The organism is Geitlerinema sp. PCC 7407 (assembly GCF_000317045.1).
Lineage (GTDB): Bacteria > Cyanobacteriota > Cyanobacteriia > PCC-7407 > PCC-7407 > PCC-7407.
In genome coordinates, this window is record NC_019703.1 from 2,075,764 (window position 1) to 2,098,715 (window position 22,952).

At 57.9% G+C, this 22,952-nt stretch carries 14 protein-coding genes and 1 riboswitch; of the genes, 8 read left to right on the top strand and 6 right to left on the bottom strand.

The window, feature by feature from the left end; all coding sequences use genetic code 11:
• Window positions 1–38: 38 nt before the first annotated feature.
• Complete coding sequence (locus GEI7407_RS08700) at window positions 39–866, bottom strand: ABC transporter ATP-binding protein (RefSeq protein WP_041268351.1); 828 nt, start codon at window positions 864–866, stop codon at window positions 39–41.
• 124 nt (window positions 867–990) lie between these two features.
• Window positions 991–1,114, bottom strand: a riboswitch (guanidine-I (ykkC/yxkD leader).
• Between the two features lie 175 nt (window positions 1,115–1,289).
• Here GEI7407_RS08700 and GEI7407_RS08705 point away from each other — a divergent pair.
• Window positions 1,290–2,495: a phytochelatin synthase family protein gene (locus GEI7407_RS08705; protein ID WP_015171776.1), complete on the top strand. Its 1,206-nt coding sequence runs from the start codon at window positions 1,290–1,292 to the stop codon at window positions 2,493–2,495.
• Between the two features lie 24 nt (window positions 2,496–2,519).
• On the opposite strand, the gene GEI7407_RS08710 is transcribed toward GEI7407_RS08705, so the two are convergent.
• Both GEI7407_RS08710 and GEI7407_RS08715 read right to left on the bottom strand, forming a co-directional pair.
• Complete coding sequence (locus GEI7407_RS08710; protein WP_015171777.1) at window positions 2,520–3,560, bottom strand: fatty acid desaturase; 1,041 nt, start codon at window positions 3,558–3,560, stop codon at window positions 2,520–2,522.
• A 119-nt stretch (window positions 3,561–3,679) separates the two neighbouring features.
• Complete coding sequence (locus tag GEI7407_RS08715) at window positions 3,680–4,174, bottom strand: Lrp/AsnC family transcriptional regulator (RefSeq protein ID WP_015171778.1); 495 nt, start codon at window positions 4,172–4,174, stop codon at window positions 3,680–3,682.
• Window positions 4,175–4,758: 584 nt separating this feature from the next.
• Here GEI7407_RS08715 and GEI7407_RS08720 point away from each other — a divergent pair.
• From GEI7407_RS08720 to GEI7407_RS08730, 4 genes are all read left to right on the top strand, one after another.
• Window positions 4,759–10,089, top strand: coding sequence for an AAA family ATPase (locus tag GEI7407_RS08720; protein WP_015171779.1), 5,331 nt, complete (start codon window positions 4,759–4,761; stop codon window positions 10,087–10,089).
• Window positions 10,090–10,231: 142 nt separating this feature from the next.
• A complete protein-coding gene (locus GEI7407_RS20025) occupies window positions 10,232–11,146 on the top strand; it encodes a carotenoid oxygenase family protein (protein ID WP_190274186.1) in 915 nt (304 codons plus the stop codon).
• 34 nt (window positions 11,147–11,180) lie between these two features.
• Window positions 11,181–12,674, top strand: a complete 1,494-nt coding sequence (locus GEI7407_RS20030; protein ID WP_071880813.1) for a carotenoid oxygenase family protein — start codon at window positions 11,181–11,183, stop codon at window positions 12,672–12,674.
• A 741-nt stretch (window positions 12,675–13,415) separates the two neighbouring features.
• Window positions 13,416–15,227, top strand: a complete 1,812-nt coding sequence (locus GEI7407_RS08730) for an ATP-binding protein (protein WP_015171780.1) — start codon at window positions 13,416–13,418, stop codon at window positions 15,225–15,227.
• Here the strand turns inward: GEI7407_RS08730 and GEI7407_RS08735 are convergent.
• On the bottom strand, window positions 15,224–17,341 hold the full coding sequence (locus GEI7407_RS08735) for a TIGR00300 family protein (protein WP_015171781.1): 2,118 nt from the start codon (window positions 17,339–17,341) through the stop codon (window positions 15,224–15,226). The two genes, GEI7407_RS08730 and GEI7407_RS08735, sit on opposite strands and share 4 nt — an antisense overlap.
• A 779-nt stretch (window positions 17,342–18,120) precedes the next feature.
• On the opposite strand from GEI7407_RS08735, the gene dnaG reads away from it, so the two are divergent.
• Entirely contained in the window at window positions 18,121–20,055 is a 1,935-nt protein-coding gene (gene dnaG, locus GEI7407_RS08740) for a DNA primase (RefSeq protein WP_041268860.1), read from the top strand.
• Here dnaG and GEI7407_RS08745 read toward each other — a convergent pair.
• Window positions 20,052–20,564: a pentapeptide repeat-containing protein gene (locus GEI7407_RS08745; RefSeq protein WP_015171783.1), complete on the bottom strand. Its 513-nt coding sequence runs from the start codon at window positions 20,562–20,564 to the stop codon at window positions 20,052–20,054. The genes dnaG and GEI7407_RS08745 overlap by 4 nt on opposite strands.
• A gap of 154 nt (window positions 20,565–20,718) precedes the next feature.
• On the opposite strand from GEI7407_RS08745, the gene GEI7407_RS08750 reads away from it, so the two are divergent.
• The gene (locus GEI7407_RS08750; protein WP_223294504.1) at window positions 20,719–21,159 is read left to right on the top strand and encodes a YraN family protein; all 441 of its coding nucleotides are present in this window, start codon (window positions 20,719–20,721) and stop codon (window positions 21,157–21,159) included.
• Window positions 21,160–21,194: 35 nt separating this feature from the next.
• On the opposite strand, the gene GEI7407_RS08755 is transcribed toward GEI7407_RS08750, so the two are convergent.
• Window positions 21,195–21,584 carry a hypothetical protein gene (locus GEI7407_RS08755; RefSeq protein ID WP_015171785.1) on the bottom strand — a complete coding sequence of 130 codons (390 nt, stop codon included), beginning with the start codon at window positions 21,582–21,584 and terminating at the stop codon, window positions 21,195–21,197.
• A gap of 273 nt (window positions 21,585–21,857) precedes the next feature.
• Here GEI7407_RS08755 and queA point away from each other — a divergent pair, with 273 nt between their 5' ends.
• Window positions 21,858–22,943: a tRNA preQ1(34) S-adenosylmethionine ribosyltransferase-isomerase QueA gene (gene queA / locus GEI7407_RS08760; protein ID WP_051030717.1), complete on the top strand. Its 1,086-nt coding sequence runs from the start codon at window positions 21,858–21,860 to the stop codon at window positions 22,941–22,943.
• Window positions 22,944–22,952: the final 9 nt, after the last annotated feature.

The window sequence follows — 22,952 nt, forward strand, 5'->3', positions numbered from 1 at the left end:
AACGTCACAAAGTCACAAACAATATGCGTCATCTCGCGTCAAGCTTCTGCGGTGGGACCGCGCAGGGCCTGCAAAACTTGGCGCTTGATCTCCACAAATTCCGGTGAGAGTTTGATATCCAAATCTCGATGCTCCGGTAGCTGGATCCCAATCTCGGACTCGATGCGGCCCGGATGCGCCCCCATCACATACACCCGCTGCGAGAGATAGATCGCCTCTTCTACATCGTGGGTGATCATCAGCACGGTGATATGGGTTTGCTCCCACAGCTCCAGCAAGAACTGCTGCATCTGCTCCTTGGTCTGGGCGTCCAGCGCGCCAAAGGGCTCATCCATCAGCAAGACCGCCGGTTCATTGGCCAGGGCGCGGGCGATCGCCACTCGCTGCTTCATACCCCCCGAGAGCTGCTTGGGGTAGCTGTTGGCAAAGCGGCCGAGGCCCACTACCTCCAAGAAATACCTCACGCGATCGCGCTGCTGCGCCTTGGGCATCCTCTGAAACTGCAGCCCAAAGGCCACATTTTGGGCCACCGTCAACCACGGATAGAGGGTATATCCCTGGAACACCATGCCCCGGTCTGAGCCCGGTCGGCCCGTCACGCACTGGCCATCTACCATCACCCGTCCCGACGTCGGCGGCACCAGCCCCGCAATGATATTCAGCAGGGTTGATTTGCCGCAGCCGGAGGAGCCCACCAGACACACCAGCTCTCGCTCAAAGATCTGAAAATTCACCTCCTCTAGCACCGTGAGCGGTTTTTGGTGTTTTACCCCATAGGATTTGTGGATATTTTGCACCTCTAGTTTGATGGCCGGTCCGGCGATCGCGGCGCTGGTCCGATCCGCTTGGACGGCTCGTTCGAACATGTTCTGAAGTCCTGGATAGGTCTTGATCATTTCGAAAACTCCGGGGCATAAAGGACAGCCATCGAGAGAGCTCTCGGGAAAACATAAACAAAAGCCCAGGAGAGACGCAGCGATCGCTGGACAGCTCTCCCGGGCTTTTATCCCGCCGTGTAATTCACTGGATCTTCCCACCGGAAAACCTAGGAACCGACCTCTCTCGGACCAGACGCCGCACCCAAAAATGGACCGGAACCCTAGAGGTCTGCTTAATACTGCAATGAGGAGTCTCAGCAAAAGAGTTCTCCCCGAATACCAATACTTATAACGAGTTATGTCAGGGGCATTTGTATCAAAAACAACGGAAGCCCCGCGATCGCCCGTTTCGATCTCGAGTTGATGTTTTGGGGCCTGCAGCCCTACACTCACTCATCATCACCAACCCCCATGTTCTCTCTCCGCAGCGGCCTGTATCGTCGTCCCCTTCCTCCTGACTGCATTGCTTTCTCCTCCACCGAGGGCCGGACCATTTTTCGCGAAGCCCTGGCCCAAGGCGGTATGGAAGGATACTTTGTTTTAGCGGAGCAGTTTCATACCCAGGCTGATCCGGCGTTTTGTGGTTTGGGCACCATGGTTGTCGTGCTCAATGCCCTTGCCATCGATCCAGGCCGGATTTGGCGCGGCGTGTGGCGCTGGTATGGCGAAGAGATGCTGGACTGCTGCCAGCCGCTCTCGACCATTCAGCAGCAGGGTATCTCCATGGATGAGTTTGTCTGCATTGCTCGCTGCAACGGAGCCCAGGTCACCGCCCATCGCTTTGCAGACAGCACCCTGGAGGCGTTTCGCGAGACTCTCAAGCAGGTGACGGCCTCCCCCCACGGCGTCCACATGGTCGTTAGCTACAGCCGACAGGTGCTTGGCCAAACGGGAGACGGGCATTTCTCCCCCGTGGGGGGCTACCACCCCGAAAAGGATTTGGTGCTGCTGCTCGATGTTGCCCGGTTTAAATATCCTCCTCACTGGGTACCGGTTTCTTTGCTCTGGCAGGCCTTTGAGCCGGTCGATCCAGTGACTCAGCGCAGTCGCGGCTATCTGGTGCTGCAACCAAGCGCCGAGAGCGAAGGAGGACTGCTGCAAGTGGGCCTCCATCCGCAGCAGTGGCACCAGGCGATCGCCCCTCATCTCGCCGAAACCCTGCCCAACTCCCTTGCCGATGCCCCATCCCCCACGCAGGCGATCGCCCGCTTGATTGAGCACTTACCGGAGACTTTTCTTGAGCTTCTACAGCTTTCTGCGTCTCCCCAAAGCCGCGATCGCCTCCAGGCCTTACACCGCGACCTAGAGCGCCAGCCGCTTTTTTCCCAGATTCAGCAGGTGTTGCAGATCCCGCTCGACAGCCCCATGCTGCGACAGTGGTCTCGCTCAGCCCTCGCCGACCCCCAAAACCCCCCGCCCCTGAGCTTTGGCGCTTGGCTAACGCTGCTTCTCTTGGCCTGTCCGCCAACGCTCTATCGCACCCTCTCCCCCCAGATCCAAGCTTGGTTTGACCAGGTTCGCGATCCCGCTTCTCTGCCTGCGGATCTCCAGCGAGAGGTCGCCCACCTCCAGCAACAAATAGCCGCCCTAGAAGACTTCGGTCGAGGCCATGCTTAGTCCCACCGCCGACCCTCAGTCGCCTCAGGGCAGCACCAGAAACGACACGCCGATCGCTCCGTAAAACGTTTCTAGCTGCTGCTGACCCGCGGCATCCAGCGCCTGTCCCTGATCTGAAAAAATGCGGCTGAGGCGAAAGCGGTGAAAATTGCCCAGCAGGCGCGGCAGCGGCATATAGTGCGGCTCATCTCCGCGAAAAAGCTGGCGATCGAGGGCGGGCAGCCGGTACCACGGACAGGTCATGGCGTGGTGATGGGCGTTGTGATAGCCGAAGTTGAGCAGCAGCAGATTGAGCCGGGGCCAGCGCAGAGAGATCACGTTGGAGAAGGTGTTGCGCTGCTCGTCGGCCGCCGTGTAGCGGGGCACCGCCTCCCCCAGCCCAAAGACCGGATAGGTGTGCTGAAAGGCATCCATCAGCCGCAGGATCTGGAGCATGGCGCTGTAGGCCACGCCGTAGAGCAGGAGTGCTTTCCAGGACAGCAGGCCCAGCAGGCCAAACAGCACTCCTCGCAGGGCCAGTACCCCAGCGGCCCGCGATCGCTCCTCTTGCCTTTGGGCGCTTGTGAAGGGGGCCAGCGCCGATCGCCAGTGCAGCAGGTAGTCCACCGCCGGAATGTACAGCCACTCCAGGGCCAGCACCCCGCGAAACAGCGGTCCCGGAAAGCGGCGCAGCCACTGGGGAAAATCCGAGGCGTAGTCCACTCGGTCCACGTGGTGGGCCAGGTGCAGCCGCGCCAGATCGGCAAATCGGGCATAGCAGCCCCCATTGAGCCACAGCATTAGCGTCCCGCCCAGGGCATTCAGCTGGCGGGCGCTCAGGCCCCAGCGCCGCCGAAAGATCGTCCCGTGCATGAACTCGTGGGACAGGTAGGCCGAGTACACCAGGCTGTGGGTCAGCAGCAGCAGTCCCAGGGCATTTTGCCAGAGCAGGGGAGCCAGGAGCAGCCCCAGTCCCCCACCGTAGCCGCCCAGGGTATAGGCGATCGCCCCGCCATTCCAGAGCGCGCCCCAGCCGCCGCCCGGATCTCCAAGCCGGTTTGCCGGGGCCACATCCGCAGGAGCCATACGCACCTCGCTTCCCTCAATCACGAATTCTTCAGCTCTCAATCAGTCTAGAGGTTTTTGTTTGCGCTTTTAGTATAAAGAAAAACTTTTGCTGCTTTAATCGCAATCAAAAACAAGCCTCACGTCTTGAGGTGAAAGGAGTACTGGCTTTTGAGGAGTTTCAGGACGATCTGGCTCTGGGAGGACACCACCCCCGGCAGCGATCGCAGGTGCTGCAAAAACGCCAGCAGCCCGCTGTGATCCTCGAAGGTCACCTCCACAAACAGGTCATAGGAGCCCGCCGTAAAGGCCACATAGCTCACTGCGTCCATCGCGGCCAGATCCGCTGCGATCGCCTCTGCTCGGTGGAGATCGGTGCAGTTGAGCGTCACCAGCGCGATGTGACGATAGCCGAGCTTCTCGGGGTTCAGGTAGGCCTGGATCGTGATGGCTCCGGACTCGATCAGTCGCTGAACCCGGTAGCGAATCGTCGCCTCCGCCGACCCCAGGCGCTTTGCGATTTCCGTATAGGCCATCCGCCCATCGCGGTGCAAAAGCTGCACAATCTGCCGATCCAAATCATCCAAATCAAAGCTATTGAGGCTGGAAGCCGAAGATTTATCAGGAAGGGTCATGGCAGTTGCGAAATCCGCAAGCAGAGGTCTTTTTTTAGTATAGGCTGCCAAAAAATCAGCGCGATCGCCAAGATGCGGCAACCTAAATCGCCACCAATGTGATCAAACCCATGAAAATTTGGAGCCTCTCGTATGAAATTTTCGTAGATTTTGAGAAATTCCAGAGAAAAATTCCAGATCTGCGATCGCCGTTTTAGACGAACCAAAGCCTCTCTAAAGCCGTCAGCGTCCCCATACCAGAGATATACGGCTTTTATGCGTTAAAACCCGAACTTTTGGGAAAATTTGCCGCTTTTTTGCACAAACTAAGCGCACCCGTTCCGGCCTGAGGATCACTGATCCCGGTTTTTAGCAGCAAAGCGTCACAATTGATATCCTCCAATGGAAGGATGTTAACAATTTCAAGTCCTTCCTAGAAGACTTTTGATGCGCCTGTTCATAAAATAAGGGGCATCTCAATCGATTTCCTGTTGTCGATCGCACCCTGTGTTTCTGGGTAGAGTGTCCACCTTTTTGGACCTTTGCTCCTTTCCCTGTACGGCGTACTGCCCGGCTAAAGTTCTTCCCACGAGTCTTCTCTCGGCATGAGCACAATTCACGGCTATCAGATTCGCGAAAAGCTGTTTGAGTCTTCGCGCACCTCTGTTTATCGCGCCGATACGAATCCAGATGGCCGCTCCGTCATTCTCAAGATTCTCAAAGAGGCTCACATTTCTCCTGAGCAGCTTGCGAAATATCGCCAGGAGTATGAAATTGTCCGCAGCCTCGACCATGAGGGCGTGATCAAGGCCCACGGCTACGAAATCTTTCAGCGTACACCGGTGATTGTGTTTGAGGACTATCGGGGCCAGCGCCTCGACCAGCGCCTCCAGGTCGCGCCCCTGGCCATGGCGGACTTTTTGCCCATGGCCAGCCGCATCACCGAGATTCTGGGCGTTGTTCACGCCGCCAATATCATTCACAAGGATCTCAACCCCGCTAATATCCTGTTCAATCCCGAGACCAAGCAGGTCAAGATCATCGACTTCGGGATCGCCACCGTGCTGCCCAAGGAGGCCCCCGATCTCCAGAACCCGACGCAGCTAGAGGGGACGCTGCCCTACGTTTCCCCGGAGCAGACGGGCCGCATGAACCGGGCTCTGGACTATCGCACCGATTTTTATTCCCTGGGCGTTACGTTTTATGAGCTGCTGACGGGGCAGCTGCCCTTTCCGAGCGGCGATCCCCTGGAGCTGGTCCACGCCCATATTGCGCTGCGGCCCATTGCGCCCCACCGGCTCAACCCCGAGATCCCAGCGGCGGTCTCGAACCTGATTATGAAGCTGCTGGAGAAAAACGCGGAGGATCGCTATCAGAGCGCCTGGGGAATCAAGGCTGACCTGGATCAATGCTGGGAGGCCTGGAGCCACAATCAGGCGATCGCCCTGTTTCCCCTCGGACAAAATGACCTCTCCGATCGCTTCCAGCTGCCCCAAAAGCTCTATGGCCGAGAACAGGAGCTCAGTCGCCTCCTAGAAGCGTTTGAGCGGGTCGCCCAGGCGGGGCTTCAGGCGGTGGTGCGGCCTCTGTTTATGCTGATCGCGGGCTATTCGGGCATCGGCAAGTCTGTCTTGGTCCGAGAAGTTTATAAACCGATCACTGAGCAGCGGGGGCACTTTGTCTCTGGGAAATTTGATCAGCTCCAGCGCAACGTTCCCTACTCGGCGATTATTCAAGCCTTTCGATCGCTGTTTGGGCAGCTTTTGGCGAGCAGTGAGGGGGAGTTGCAGTACTGGCGCCAAGAGCTGAGCGCGGCTCTGGGCAACAATGGCCAGGTGATCGTGGAGGTGCTGCCCGAACTGGAGCTGCTCCTCGGTCCCCAGCCCGCGATCCCCGAGCTGCCCCCCACCGAGAACCAAAACCGCTTTATTTTGGTGTTTCAGAATTTTGTGCGGGTCTTTGCGGCGCCGGACCATCCTCTGGTGCTGTTTTTGGATGACTTGCAGTGGGCCGATGGCGGCAGCCTGCGCCTGATCCAGGCCCTGATGACCACCACCGGCAACAATGCCCTGCTGCTGATCGGGGCCTACCGCGACAATGAGGTCAGCGCGTCCCACAGCCTGATGCACACCCTGGAGGACCTGCGCAAGCAGCGGTGCGCCATCGAGCAGATCGAGCTCAAGCCGCTGCACCCGGAGCACGTGATCCAGTGGATTGCCGATACGGTCCACCGCTCTCCCCAGGAGGCGCGCCCCCTAGCGGAGCTGGTGCGGGCCAAAACCGGCGGTAATCCTTTCTTTATGGGGGAGTTTCTCAAGGCTCTCTACAGTGAGGGGCTGCTGAGCTTTGACTATGGTCAGCGGGGCTGGATGTGGAATCTGCGCCAAATCCAGAACGCCAATTTTACAGACAACGTGGTGGAGCTGATGGCGGGCAAGATCCAGAGCTTGCCGGCTCCAACCAAGCAGGCCCTCCATGTGGCGGCCTGCATCGGGAACCAGTTTCGGCTGCGGACTTTGGCGCTGGTCCAGGGGGAGGGGACGCCGGAGCTGCGGGAGCGTCAGCGCAGCGTGGCGGCGGCTCTGCACGCTGCGATCGCCCAGGGCTACGTGATCCCCTTGAGCAATCTCTACCAGGCTGCTGAGTCGGAGGCCATGCTGGACGATCGCCTGGAGCCGGCGCTGAATGTGGCCTATCGCTTTACCCATGACCGGATTCAGCAGGCGGCCTATTCTCTGCTGCCGGAGGGCGATCGCCAGCAGCTCCACCTGCGGATTGGCCGGCTCCTGCTCGCCGACAGCGGCGATCGCATCTCCGACGAGGCCGTTTTTGAGATCGTGGATCAGCTCAATGAAGGGATTGCTCTCCTCGACAACCCCACCGAGCGACTGCGCCTGGCTGAGCTGAACCTCCAGGCCGGTCGCAAGGCCCGCTCGGCCACTGCCTACGACTCCGCCCAGAGCTATCTCAGCTTGGGCCTGAGCCTGCTGCCTGCTGACGCCTGGAGCGCGCACTATGATCTGACGCTGGCCCTGCACACCGAAGCGATGCAGGCCGCCTACCTCAGCACCCACTTTGCCGAAGCCGAGCGCCTGGCAGAGGCCACCCTCGCCCACACCCACACCACCCTGGACCAGGCCTACATCTACGAAATTAAGACGCTGTTCTATATCGCCCAGAACCAGATGCAGACAGCCCTCGACACCGGTCTCCAGGCGCTGGAGATGCTGAATGTCCCCTTCACCAGCGTTCCGCCGGAGTATGAGGACATTGATAACCTGGCTAACCTGCCTGCCATGGAGTCGCCAGAGTATCTGGCGGCGCTGCGAATCTTGGTGGTGCTCCACGCACCGGCCTACATCGCCAACCCTATGGAGCTGCCCCGGCTCAACTTCACCAGCGTGAGTCTGTGCATTCATCACGGCAACTCAACCATGGCTCCCTTTATCTATGCATACTACGGCATGCTGCTGTGTGGGATCTTTGGCGAAATGGAAAAAGGCTATCGTTACGGACAAATAGCAACACAAATAATTGATATCCTCAACGCTCACGAAGTTCAATATAAAGTCACTGTTCTAGTCAATGCTTGCATCAAGCACTGGCATGAACCACTCAGTCTATGCACCCAGGTCCTAGAACAAAATTTCCCCCACGGCATCGCTATGGGAGATCTGGAGTATGCGGCAATTGCTATCAGTACTTGGTGTGCTAACAGTGTCGTTTCTGGGGAAAGACTAGAAACAACCGAGGCTAAACAGAGTAACTATTGGCCTCTAGTACACAAACTCAAACAAGAATTTCATCTGAACTATTTTCGGATCTGGACCCAGGTGGTGCGCAATTTGCGCAGCCTCTCGCCCCAGCCAGAGGAGCTGGACGGGGAGCTGTTTGAGGCCGAGACGCTGCTGCCCTTTTTGGTCGAGACGAATAACTATACGTCGCTGTTTGCGGTGTATTTGGCCAAGACGATCCTGCACTATTTGTTTGGCCAATATCCCCAGGCGATCGCCGATGCCGAGCAGGCGATTCAGTATCAGCAGAGCGCCGCAGGGCTGATTATCTTTACCCAGGTGCCCTTTTATCACGCCCTGGCGCTCTTGGCGGAGTACCCCCGGAGCGATCGCCCCACCCAGGAGGCCAGCTGGGAAAAGATCACCGGCTATCTCCAGCAGCTGCAAACCTGGGCCATCACGGCGCCCATGACCTTTCAGCACAAGTGCGATCTGCTGGCGGCGGAGATGGCCCAAATTCAGGGCAATGTCTTGGCCGCAATGGATCTCTACGAAGCCGCCATCCGGGGCGCGCGGGAGCACGGCTATCTCCACGAGGAGGCGATCGCCTATGAGCGGGCCGCCGAATTTTATCAGCGCCGCCAGCTCGAAGAAGTCTCCCAAACTCACCTGATCAAGGCCTACGAGGTCTATCGCATTTGGGGGGCGATCGCCAAGTGCAAGCACCTCGAAGACAGCCACCCCGCCATCTTCCTGGCCAAATCCACCACCCATCAGCGCTCGAAGCACCAAAGCACCTGGCGCACCACCTCCCGCACCACCACCAGCGGCGGCTCCGGTCTGGCCCTCGACCTTGCCACCGTCCTCAAAGCTGCCCAGGCCATCTCCAGCGAAATTATTCTCGATAAGCTCCTGGCCAAGCTCATGGGAACCCTGCTCGAAAACGCGGGCGCTCAGCGCGGATACCTGATCTTGGAGACCAAGGGCAAGCTCTTTATCGAGGCATCGGGCTGCGTCGAGAGCAGCGCCATCGAGGTGCTGCAGGCGATTCCCCTCGACGTCCTCGCCCACCAGATCGACCAAACCACCCTCTGCGTCGCCATCGTCAACTATGTCGCCCGCACCCGTGAGAGCGTCGTCCTCAACAACGCCATCGAAGATGAGCGTTTTCGCATCGACGCCTATATTCGCCAAAACCAGCCCAAGTCCATCCTCTGCGCACCCCTGCTCAATCAGGGCAAGCTCAGCGGCATCGTCTACCTCGAAAACAACCTCTCCGTCGGCGCCTTTACTCCCGACCGGCTCGAGATGCTGAACCTGCTGTCTGCCCAGGCCGCCACCTCCATCAGCAACGCCCGCTACTACGCCAGCCTGGCCGATCTCAACCGCGCCTACGAGCGATTTGTGCCGCGCCAGTTTCTCCAGCTCCTGGATAAAGACAGCATCACCGAGGTGGCTCTCGGCGATCACGTCGAGCAGGAAATGTCGGTCCTCTTTGCCGATATTCGCGACTTCACGGCCCTCTCCGAGAGCATGACCCCCGAGGACAACTTCCGGTTTATCAATGCGTTCCTGTCGCGCATGGAAACCGCCATCACCGACAATCAGGGCTTCATCGACAAGTACATCGGCGACGCCATCATGGCCCTTTTTAGCGAAGAGGCCGACCACGCCGTGCGCGCCGGTATCGATATGCAAAAAGCCCTCCAGGTCTACAATCAGCAGCGCCAGCGCAGCGGCTATATGCCCATCACCATCGGCATCGGCATCAATACGGGCCAGCTCATGCTCGGCACCGTGGGCGGCCAAAACCGCATGGACAGCACCGTCATCAGCGACGCGGTGAACCTGGCGTCGCGCATTGAGGGCTTGACCAAGCGCTATCAGGTCTCTCTGCTGATTTCCCAGGAGACGTTTTTCCGGCTCAATCAGCCCGATAGCTACGCCTTTCGGGTGGTGGACCGGGTGAATGTCCAGGGGAAGCTGAACGCCGTGACGGTGTATGAATTTTTTGATGGGGACCTGCCCGAGGTGCGCGATGCCAAGCTCGCCACCAAGTCTCGATTTGAGGAGGGGTTTTTGCTCTATCGCAATCAGCGCTATCGGGAGGCGCAGCAGTGCTTTGAGGACTGCTTGCGCCACAGCAGCCTAGACAAGGTGGCCCAAATCTATCTGGAGCGCTGCCGGTTGCAGGTGATATAGGCAGAAAGTGAGACAGCTGTGAGCATAGCAATAGTTTTGTGGGAACACTGAGATGTCCCTGTTTAAAGCTATACAGGGTTTGTCCTTTGTGCTCTACATCAGATCTCTAACTATGCCTGACTCCTCCCGTCCTACCGACCCCATGAATCATGTTTTTCCGCGATCAGTACTGTTTGCCAGTCGTGAGGAGTTTGGCGATCGCGAAGATACTCCTAACGCCCGTTCTTACAACCCCCAAGCCACTCACCCACCCCTGAAATTGCGAATTCGTGAGGGTAATATCCCTGCCGATCTGTGTGGTCATGTCTATATTGTTGGGCCTGTAGGTTCTGTGGATTCCCTAAATATCTACGGACAGGCTGATCAGTCTGTGGTTGTCCCTTCTCTGGATGGAACAACCCTGCTATATAACGGCGACGGCATGATCTACCGTCTTGATTTCGATCAGCCTAAGGATGGAGTTTATCTGAGCAGCCGCATGGTCAAAACCCCTTGCTACTACGCTGATGCCGCAACACATCGCTGTCCTGATTACCAAGGGAAAAAGAGCTCACACAATCCAAGATTCAACAAAGATTTGCGTTTTCGAAACTTTGGTATTACCCGATTGTCTAGCTTTCTTGGAATTCGAAACCAGCTCAATACGGCCTTTTTGCCTATGCGGTTTTCAGAAGAAGATCGCGATCGCCTGTTAGTTAGTTGGGATATGGGTCGACCTTACGAGATAGATCCCCGAACTCTAGAAACCATAACACCCGTAGGCCGAGAGATCGAATGGAAAGAGATCAATCCCCTGATTAAATCTCCTCATAAGCCAGAACCCATGTTTAAAACAGTTCAGAGCTGTGCTCATCCAAGCTTTGATCCTCACACAGGAGAAGTCTTTAATGTCAATACTGGCCGCTCTTTGGCTAATTTTTTCTCTCAACTCCTTCCCGTCAATCGCCTTCTAAAACCAGTTATTAGAACAATTCAAAATCAAGTAAAGAACCGACACAGGGAGCTGATTGCAAACGGCAATAAGAAAACAGATAAAGTGCTTTGGAAGTATTTATGATGCATTACACGAGAAGCTTGTTTTTCTTAGAGCATTGAGTGAGACTACGCCAGGAATTATTGATCTTTTCCAGGTGATGATCAACTTCCTTACTGGTAATTTTCGAAGTGTCTTTGATCAAGATTTAGAGAAAAGCTCTGAAAATCATCACCTGAAAAATTTTCTGCTAGGATTAATTAAATTTTTCCAGGCAATATTTCATTTTTTTAAAGGCGATTTTCTAGAGATATTGGTCTGGAATGGAAAGCATGACTTACAGCGATGGCAAGTCACCTATTCTGGAAAGCCAGTCAAAATAATTCAAAGTACACATCAAATTGGCATCACAGAAGACTATATTTTAATCGTTGACACTGCTTTCAAGTTTGCAATCAAAGAGCTTTTACCTTCTTTGAAGACGAAAGGAACAGAAAGGATCGAGTCACTGATTCGCGAAATGCTTAACCGCCAACAAATTCCTGATAATTATGTCTATATAATCCCCCGAAGCGAACTTTTTCCAGGTAGCATGAAAGTCGAAGCAAAAAGAGTGATTATTCCTTATGAAGCAGCTCATTTTTTGGTGGACTATAAAAACTTAGACAGCCAAATACGAATACACTTCTCTCATGTATGTGGATGGGATGCCGCCGAATGCATAACCAAGTTTGATTTCCAAGATCCCAGTGATTCAACTTCGCATATCTCACGGGAGCAACAACAGCCTTTATATGGTGTGCTCTATGGACCTACCGATGTAAGTCGTCTTGGGCTCTATATTCTAGATGGAAAGAGCGGAAACATTATTGAGTCTCGAAAAGTAGAGACGAAAGACCAAGGATCATCCAACCCTATGAATCTAGCTATTGAGTCTTGGGCTTGGGGGCCAGCAATTTTCACTTATCGGAGTCACTCAAATTATGCACCTCCAAATCATATTGAAGACCTATATTGGGGATCACTTGGTTGCTGGGAAGAGCTTCTACTTCCCCATATCACAGATCTTTACGAAGACTATAAATACCGGGAGCTATCTTTGAGCACAGTTCAAGATATAGCTCGTCAGGGACGACGCTCCAATATTATTCATATCCATACAGAGCCGCCTAGAACAGATGGTTGCAGCAGTCATTCTGCACCTCAAATTGTCAATGCCTATGGCTTTCCCGATGGACACTATGTCACTTCACCGCAGTTTGTGCCGGCCAAGGATCGCACTGGCTCCACCGATGGATATATTGTGTGCATCGTTCACTACGGTGATGGCAGCGATCGCTTTGAAGGAGAAAACACCAACGGTAATGAAATCTGGATCTTTGACGCTCGGACGCTAGACGAGCCAATCTGCAAGCTCTATCATCCCAAGCTCAACATCGGTTTCACGGTTCATGGAACCTGGATGGCCCAGGCTGAGCGCCGGACCGCTCCTTACTATATTTCCCCCGAAGAGGACTACGGCCCCCTGCTCAAAGATCAGGGCGTCGAGGTCAAGGATCTCTTTGAGCGCTGGGTCTTCCCGCGCAAGGAGCCTCAGGCAGGCGACTGCTAGGCTCGGGCTCCGGGCGATCGCCTTTTGGCTGCCAACCGGTAGGATACAAAGGGGCGATCGCCCTATTTTTTTAACTTCCCAACCTTCGATGCTCGAAACCAGTACTGCTGCTGTCGGTGATTGGCGTGAACTTTTGGTTGTGCTGGGCTATGTGAGCTTTGCTGCTTTCATTGCCTGGCGCGTTTTCATGACCAAGCAGCAATAGTCTAGTCTCTCTGGCCTGAGCGGCTTTTGCGGGTGGCCCCGACGCAGGGCTCTCTGGCTGAATATTGCGTTTAACATTGTGCCTAAACATCTTGCGCACAAATACTGCGTCTAAAAAATAATTTTAATTTGGGCCGTCGGTGATGGCCTTTTCGAGTTTCCGGGAAAACTGCGAGTGGGGAAAATCGCGTCACCGTCCTGTCGCGTTCTGGGTAAGGACAATTCCCAGCTTCCCTGGCTAGGGCGTGATTTCGGCCGATCGCTCCTGCGATCGCCGCTCTCTATTTCCCAGAAAACTGCCTTGACAGGGGGTGATGGCCAGCGCTAGGACTAAGGCGATCGCCCGCTCACCGCTCAAAACCCTTGCAAAAAACCTGTGGTTGATGGTTTCAACGCTCTCAAAACTTCCAGATATGCAGGTGCTGGAACTTTCAGGTTGAGTGGTCTGGTAAGCATTTCCTAGCCCATGAGCCACCGCGATCGCGCGCTGCTTTGGGGCGATCGCCGTCTTCCATCCTCTCAAGACCCTTCAGGATCATGTCATTAGAGTCTTCATCTACCGCCTCGTCGCCCCGAGCCCTCTTTCCCAAAGGCCAGAGGACTCCCCTTACTGGGTGGCTGCGCCGCCTGAAGGTCGGCCAGAAAATCGGCCTGGGCTATGGGATGGCGCTGGGCATTGGCATTGCGGGGACTGCCTTGGGCATCTGGGTGGGCGATCGCTACCAGCGCCAAGCCTGGAGGCAAGAAACCCACGCCCGTGAGGAAGTGAGCTTGCTGAGCACGCTCCAGATTGCCGTGCTGCAAACCCGCACTCATCAGCAGCAGCTGATCCCCTTGGTCCGCGATCGCGACGCCTTTCAGGCGGAATATCAGCACTTGCAAGCGCACCAAGTCGATGTCCTCAAGGCCTGGCGTCAAGCCGCCGCTTTTATTGGCGAAGCAGATCACTCTGATGAGCTGCACACGACTGAAATGCCCGCCTTTCTGGAGCGCTATGAGGGGGTTTCCGAGGACTATTTTCAGGCTCTCGCAGCTGTGCTCGATCGCCTGGATGTGGAGACCATCGACACTCCCGCAGAAATCCAGACGGCCCAGCGCTTGCTGCTGGACTTTACCAACAGCGATGTCGCTTTGCGCTTTGACGGTATTTCCGATGATTTGCTGGACCTTGCCAAGGTCTCAGAAGCTGAGATGGCAGCAGCTTTTGCAATTCGGGAGGCCGCGTACAATCTGCGCCGCTGGATTATTTTGTTGAGCATCGTGATCTCGGGGGCGATCGCCACGCTCCTGGCCATCTGCACCAGTCGTGCCATCGTACACCCCCTGACCACCGCAACGGCGATCGCCCAGCGTGTCCGCCACGATGCCGACTTCAGCCTCAAGATCCCCATCACCACCAACGACGAAGTCGGGGAGCTCTCCAAAACCCTCAATCAGCTGATCAAGCGGGTGAAGCTCCTGCTCACCGAACAGCAAAACGCCGCCCAGCAGCGCCTAATCCAGAGCGAAAAAATGTCCAGCCTGGGGCGCATGGTGGCAGGGGTCGCCCACGAAATCAACAACCCCGTCAACTTCATCTACGGCAACCTCGACCACGCCAACCAGTACATCCAGGATCTCTTTGACCTGATTCACACCTACGAAACCGAGATCCCCCAGCCGCCCGACGCCGTCCGAGACAAAGCCGAAGACATCGATCGGGAATTTCTTGAAGAGGATTTGCCCAAGCTCGTCCAGTCCATGCAGGTCGGCGCTGAGCGCATCCGCCAGATCGTGCTCAGCCTGCGCAGCTTCTCGCGCCTCGACGAAGCAGACGCCCACCCGGTGGATCTCCACGAGTGCCTCGAGAGCACGCTGCTGATTTTGCACAATCGGATCAAGCAGGGCGTGACGATCACCCGGGAGTTTGGCGATATCCCGCTGGTGGAGTGCTACGCCGGGTCGATGTACCAGGTGTTTATGAACCTGCTGAGCAACGCCCTCGACGCCATGGGCAACCCCGAAACTCGAGAGCCCGGCCAGCTGGCCCCGGAGATCCGGATCGTGACCGAGCGCCAAGGGAGCGATCGCGTGGTGATTCGCATCGCCGACAATGGCCCCGGCATTTCGCCCGAAAACCTCGACAAGATTTTCGAGACTTTTTTCACCACTAAGCCCACTGGCGTCGGGACCGGCCTTGGCCTCTCCATCAGTCGCCAGATCATCGAGGAAAAGCACGGCGGCCGGCTGATCTGTCGGTCTAGCCCGGGCCAGGGGGCAGAGTTCTGGATCGAGCTGCCCCTGCGACCCCCGGCCCCCGAGCCCAACTCCGAGATCATCTTCACACCGGCCATGGCCAACCCGTGCTAGAGCAGCCGGAGCGCCTCATAGGGGCGGGTGAGGCGATCGAGCTGGCGCACCAGCAGGCTCAGGAACAGGCCCACATCCGTCACCACCCCGACAGACTCCACCGAGCCGCGATCGCTCAGCTTGGTCACCACCGCCGGATTGATATCGACACACACCATCTTGACCCCCGCTGGCGTCATATTCCCCACCCCGATGGAGTGGAGCATCGTCGACAGCATCAAGATCAGGTCCGCGCCCTCTAGGAGGCGGACATAGTCTGTCTGGGCCTGGAGCAAGTCCATCTGGGTGTCCGGCAGCGGCCCGTCATCGCGGATCGACCCCGCCAGAGCGAAGGGCACCTGATTGCGAACGCACTCGTAGAAAATCCCCTCGGTCAGGACGCCTGCTTCGACGGCTTGGGCAATGCTGCCGCAGCGGCGAATGGTGTTGATGGCCTTGAGGTGGTGGCGATGGCCGCCGCGGACCGACACGCCCCGCTGCATATCCACGCCCAGAGACGTCCCCATCAGGGCCTGCTCGATGTCGTGAACGGCGATCGCGTTGCCCCCCAGGAGGCCCTGGACGTAGCCCTCGCGGATCAGCCGAGACAGGTGCACGCCGCCGCCGGTGTGGATCACCACTGGCCCCGCCGTCACCACCACCTTGCCCCCTTGGTCGCGGATGTGGCGCAGCTCCCAGGCCACCTGCTCCACCACCAGCTCCACCCGGCGCTCACTAGAAACCCCCGATCCCATGAAGCCAAATTCTGGCTGGGCCGCTCGGGCTTCCCGGGCTGCCACCTTGCGAATGGTGCGGATGCCGTCCACCCCCACCACCACCTGCTCACCGACTTCTAGATCCCGCAGGAGCTTGCAGCGGGCCACCACGCCATCGGCGGTGCGAGACAGGGCGATCGCCCCATCCATGCGCTGGTTCTGCACCTTGATCCACTGGCAGTCCACCCGGATCTCCGTCGGGTAGATCGTGGTCACATAGAAGTTATCTGGCGCCACTCCCGCCTGGGTCACCGTCTCCAGCTGGGTATCACACACCTCCTGGGGCGCCGCTACCGCGCCCAGATCGATCAGCTGGGCCATGATTTTGTCCATCACCACCAGCGACGGTGCCGACACCCGAATCTCGGCGCAGGAGGTGCTTTGGCGCTGCTCGCCGAGGTTGAAGTCGAGCACCTGGAAGCTGCCGCCGCCCTCCACCACCAGGTCCAGCGCTTGATTGATCAAGCCAGAGTCGAGGAGATGGCCCTCCAGCTGGATCACGCGGCTCTCCACTGATGCCGCAGCGTGGAGGTCCACCTGCACCGGCTCTGTAATGCGCAGGGTCAGACACTTGGCCGCGCCCCCCGCCTTGAGAAACTCTGTCAGGGGCGTCTCGAGCACCTGGAAGCCCAGCTCCCTCAGGCGATCGCGCAGTTCTGGACTGGCCTGGTTCATCACCACGGTCCGATCCACGTTGACCGAGTTGCAGGCGAAGTTCACCGCGTCGGTCTCGCTGACGGCGATGCGCTTTTCGGCGGGCACCCGCCGCTCGATCAGGTGATTGGAATAGGCGTCAAAAGCGGGCGGATAGTACAGTAAGTAGCCGTCCACCAGCGGGCAAAAGCAGGTATCCAGGTGATAAAAGCGCTCATCCATCAAGCGCAAAGACAGCACCTCGATGTCTAGCCACTTGGCCAGGTAGGGGTGGGAGTCGAGCTCCGAGCGGAAGCCGTAGCCCGCCCACAGCCAGCGCCCTTCGCGATCGAGCAGGGCATCCCCCGCCCCCTCAAAGGGCAAGTCCTTGGGCAGCTCGTGGACCGTGTAGCCCTGCGCCTCAAACCACGCCCGGAAAAAAGGCTCCTCCCCCTGGCGCTCGGGGTGAAAGAAGCGGCTCAGGACCACTGAGTTTCCCAGCACCAGGCCCGCGTTGGCCGTGAAGACCATGTCGGGCCAGCCGGGCTGGGGTTCGAGCAGATCAACAATGGCGTGGTCCTTGAGGGTGTGATAGAGCTGCTGCCACTGAAGAACGGCGCGATCGCGGGAGGATTTGTGAATATTTCCCTCCATCCATGGATTAATTACGTAGTCCACATCGTAGTGGTCGGGCGGACACATCAAAATCTGAATCGAAGTGCTCATAGGAAATATCAGCGGTGGAGGCAAGAGGGCAAACGGAAAGAAAACAAGAACCGAAATTTAGCAAAATTTTTGTATGGATTTGTACAGATTGATACCAACAATCATCTTGATTGAGTCTAGGGACGCGATCGCCCATGTCGGTCAGCTGCTGCTCGCAAGCGGCAGCTTTGCAGTTGCTCAAACCCTTTTCGGGCAGGCACTTGAGCAACCAAAACCCTCTCGGAGTCCGCGATCGCCGCAGGCTCCATTGTATTACCGTCTAGGACTCAAAACACGTAACCAACCTGACAAAGCGAGCTTTTTGGGACCGGCGATCGCCCGTTGAGATTGGTTAGATCTGTTGAATCAAAGTCGAATCAAACTTGATCTTGATCCCGGCTCGAAAAAGTCATCAAACGATCACATTTCCTGTGTCAATGGAGCTGCCTTTTCGCCAGAAATTAGCCTTCTGTTTGGTCAAGGTTTTACTTAAAGTTTTAGCAAAATCTCGTCAACAAACCTTCAAGATTCTTGATAGAAGTTTGAGCGCTCTAAAGGGGGTCGCGTCCTGATTTCGTAGCCTAGGAGACACAATTCGGCGATCGCGCCCTTGCCAAGCACCCGCCTTTTTCGCTTCACTAGAGAGCCCAGCATTGCTCAGCAGCCTTAGGGACCGGGGGCGATCGCCCGCCGCAGGCCCTGCTCTCCACCGCCGAGGGGTACAAATGCTTCACTCTCCCGTGGAGCAATTAATAGAATGAGGTATTGGTAAGAACTCTTTGGTTCAGTCTGCGCCCTTGATCGAAATTCCCCGTCTGCACCCCGACACAATTGAACAGGTCAAGCAGCGGGCCGACATTGTCGACGTGGTGTCCGAGCATGTCGTGCTGCGCAAGCGGGGCAAGGACTTCTTGGGCCTGTGCCCCTTCCACGACGACAAGTCCCCGAGCTTCACCGTCAGCCCCAGCAAGCAGTTTTACTACTGCTTTAGCTGCGGCGCGGGCGGCAACGCCATCAAGTTCTTGATGGAGCTGGGCAAGCAGTCCTTTGCGGATGTGGTCCTCGACCTGGCGCGGCGCTACCAGGTCCCCGTCCAGACCCTGGAGCCGGAGCAGCGCCAGGAGCTCCAGCGTCAGCTCTCGGTGCGCGAGCAGCTCTACGAGATTTTGTCTTTGGCGGCGCGCTTTTATGAGCACGCTCTGCGCCAGCCTGCGGGCCAGACGGCCCTCGACTATCTCCAGGGGCTGCGGGGCCTCGACGATCGCACCATTCAGCGGTTTCAGCTCGGCTATGCGCCCGCGAGCTGGGACACCCTCTATGGCTACCTGGTCGAGCAAAAGCACTATCCGGTGGAGCTGGTGGAAAAAGCGGGCCTGCTGGTGCCGCGCAAGGGCGGGGGCGGCTACTACGATCGGTTTCGCGATCGCCTGATGATCCCGATTTTGGATTTGCAGAGCCGCGTGATCGGCTTTGGGGGCCGGGCCCTGGGCGACGATCAGCCCAAATACCTCAACTCCCCAGAAACCGAGCTATTCGACAAGGGCAAAACCCTCTTTGGCCTCGACAAGGCGCGAGCGGCGATCGCCAAACAGGACCAAGCGCTCGTCGTAGAGGGCTACTTCGACGTGATCACCCTCCACAGCGCAGGCATCGAAAACGCCGTCGCCGCACTCGGCACCGCCCTGAGCGTGGCCCAGGTGCGCCAGCTGCTGCGCTACACCGAATCCAAGCAGATCGTCCTCAACTTTGACGCCGACGCCGCTGGCACCAAGGCCGCTGAGCGGGCCATCGGCGAAGTCGAGGACCTGGCCTACCGGGGGCAAATTCAGCTGCGCGTCCTCAACCTGCCCGACGGCAAGGACGCTGACGAGTTTTTGCAGGCCAACAGCGCCGACGCCTACCAAACGCTGCTCGACGAAGCGCCGCTGTGGATCAACTGGCAAATCGATCGGGTGCTGCTGGGGCGAGACCTCCAGCAGGCAGACGACTTTCAGGGGGCTGTACAGGCGATCGCCGAGCTGCTGGGCAACCTCCCCAACGCCTCCCTGCGCACCCACTATATCCACCACTGCGCGGGCCTCCTCAGCCAGGGCAACCCCCGCATGGCCCTCCAGCTCGAAAACGACCTGCGGACCCAGGTCCGGGGTCAGCGCTGGCACGGCCGCTCCCAAAAGTGGCAAACCCCCGGCGATCGCACCCTGCTGGAAGAAGCCGAGGCCCAGCTATTGCGGCTGTACCTCTACAGCGCCGAATATCGGTCCCTGGTCCAGGACTCCCTCAACGAGCGCGACCTCGACTTTAATATTTCTCACCACCGCTTTTTGTGGCGCCAGATCCTCGCCATCGAGGAAGCCGGAGACGTGGCGCCAGCGGACCTGCTGCCCGTTTTGCGTCAGCGCTGCGCCGAGTTCCCGCGAGAGTTTACCCAGGTGGTGCCGCTGTTTCAGCTGGACGAGAAAACCCGCCAGGATATCCTGCGGGCTCCCTTAACGATTCGCGCCGCCACGGCCTGCATCGAGCGGGTCATGTGCGAAAAGCGCTGCCGTCACTTTTTGACGCTGTGGGAAAAGATCGACTGCTCCACTGCCATCGAGCTGGGGCGCTACTACCAGCAGCAGATCTACAACGAGAAGCAGCGCATCGAAGAGCTCGATCGCCAGCGCCTGGTCAGCTTCACCGACCTGGTGGAGCTGCCCTGGATTGGCGAATTTTCCAATTCCCTAGAGCCGATCTAGGGGCACATCAGAGACTCGCGGGTGGCGCGGCCGGTGGTGGGGTTGACGCCGCTGGCTACTTCGCACAGGTGCTCGATTTCGTCATCGCGCAGCAGCGCATCGGTGAAGTCAGCACCCTCGATGGTCGCCCCGGCGAACTTGGCGTTGAAGGCGTAGGTGCCTTCGAGGATGGCGTTAGTCAGGTTGGCCTTCACGAGGCGGGCGGAGTCTAGGGTGGCGTAGTTGAGCTGCGCTCCCTCTAGGTTGGCGCTCTCCAAATTGGCCCCAAAGAAGCTCACCCCTTGCAGGTTGGCGCGACTGAGGTTGCTGCTGCGCATGTTGGCCTTGGTGAAGTTGGAGTCGGTCAGGTCGCGCCCCGAAAAGTCTGCTTCGACCAAAAACTCTTTGGTGTAGTTGTCGGCCCAGGCAGCGGGCACCGACACAAGGGCGATCGCACCCAAGGCGATCGCCAGAATGAGAAAGCCGTGAAGCCCACGCTTCAGCCTTTGCACAAAGGGGTGGTAACGCATCTCAAGCTGACACACTCAACGCACGAAAGATTAAAAACAGCGATCGCTGAAGAGCGGTAGGCAACCCGTCTCGACCAGCGGCAAAGCCAGCCCGAGGCGATCGCCCCTATCAAAATCGCTGTCATTAATGCTATACCGTGTTGGCACAGGAGTGTTGGCACCCCCATGGAGCAAAGCCGTGAATCAAGGGCGATCGCGCACAGACCAGCGAGGCCAGCAGGGCGAAGACCTCGTGGCCGAGTGGCTCCAAGGGCAGGGTTGGCAAATCTTGCAGCGGCGGTGGCGCTGTCGCTGGGGCGAGCTGGATCTGGTTGCTCAGCAGCCCGAAACGGGCGCGATCGCCTTTGTCGAAGTCAAAACCCGCAGCCCCAAAAACTGGGACGCTGACGGCCTGCTCGCCATCACGCCCCAAAAACAGCAAAAGTTATGGCGCGCTGCCCAAACATTTCTGGTCAGTTTTCCCGAGCTGGCCGCCTGTCCGTGCCAGTTCGATGTAGCGCTGGTCGGCTATCGCGAAGCCTCACCTGCCAACGGGGCGATCGCCCCGTCCCTCGTTCTCCAGCAGTATCTTCCCGCAGCCTTCAGCCCCGAATAGTCTCCGGGCCGCCCAAGCCTGCGACGCTCCAACCCCTAAGCCAAGGTCTCCGGGCAATAGCCCAACCCAGACACGAACTGTTGACGAAACTCTTCGATTTCTTCGCGATCGGGGCTACCGTGGGAAACCACAGCCACCTGATAGCGATGCATCACTTCCACCGGTGATAGACCAATTTCGAGTCCCCACAGCGCCATGCGCACCCGAATTGCCGGTTCGTAGGGAATGCCCAACTCATTCAGGAAGGCCTGAAAGTCTCCATCTTGTTGAGAAGAGAGGGCCTGTTTCATCTTGATCCGGATGACCCAGCCGTCAATTTGGTGAATCACGGTTACAAAGGCAACCGGCAGATCCGAAGACCGATGCAGGTACTCAACAATCCTGAGGGTTAAGCTGGCATTAGCAAGATAGTGAATATATTCCATATCGCTCGAATACAGCCAGGCCAGTTCTACACCTATATTCTCACTGGGAAAGGTTAATCCTAGTAGGGGTAAAGTCCCCAAGTCCCATGGGGGGTCTTACCCAAATTTGGCCCTACAGGACAAAAAATCCAAGTTTTAGCGGGGTAGAAGGCCGCTAGAATGGGAAATCGCGGCAAAAAGCTCCCCTTTGTGGGTGCGCGGCCTGCTGGGACTTTTGTTATGGGAGCAAGACTTGTGAGCGTGGATCTCGGGGGCGATCGCCCTACTTCGGCAATGACCTCAACGCAATCTCCTCGCGATTGGCAGCTAGCGGCCTACGAGTATGACCTGCCCGAGGATCGCATTGCCCAAAACCCCGTCGAACCGCGAGACCACGCGCGGCTCTTGGCGCTCACCTCTCCCACGGAGCATCGTCATCACCACTTTTACGATTTGCCGGATCTCTTGCAGCCAGGGGATCTCTTGGTGCTCAATAATACCCGCGTGATCCCGGCCCGCCTCTACGGCCGCAAGCCTGAAGGAGCCCAGGTCGAGGTGCTGCTGCTCGAGGAGCAGGGGCGCGATCGCTGGCTGGCCCTGGTGCGGCCCGGCAAACGCCTGAAGCCGGGAGCCCGCATTCTGTTTGGGCCGGAGGAGGCGCCCACGCTGACGGCGGAGGTGCTGGCGACGGACGAGGCGACCGGCGGGCGGGTGCTGCAGTTTGCGGTGCCGGAGGGGCGATCGCTGCTGACCCTGCTCGAAGATCTGGGGGAGATGCCCCTGCCGCCCTATATTACTGATTCCCAGGCCGCCCCGGAGCGCTACCAGACGATCTACGGCGATCGCCCGGGGGCCGTGGCAGCGCCCACGGCGGGACTGCACTTTACTCCGGAGCTGCTTGAGCGTCTGGCCGAGCGGGGAATCGATCGGACTTTTGTGACCCTCCATGTGGGGGTCGGCACCTTTCGGCCCGTGGAGGTGGACGACATCACCACCCACCAGATGCACGGCGAGTGGATTGATGTCCCCGCCGAAACCGTGAAGAAGATCCAGGAAACTCAGGCTCGCGGGGGCCGGGTGATTGCCGTGGGTACCACCGCTGTCCGCTCCCTGGAAGGGGCCGCTCACGGAGGCGTGCTCCAGCCCTTCGAGGGCAAAACAAACCTGTTCATCTATCCGGGCTATCGCTGGCGGGTCGTGGACGGCCTGATTACCAACTTCCACCTGCCGGGGTCTAGCCTGCTGATGCTGGTGAGCGCGCTGGTGGGCCGCGATCGCCTGATGGAGATCTACCAAGAGGCGATCGCCCAGGCCTACCGGTTCTATTCCTTCGGCGACGCCATGATCATCTTGCCGGAGGCCCGCCGCTCCGGGGGCTAGCGACTCGCG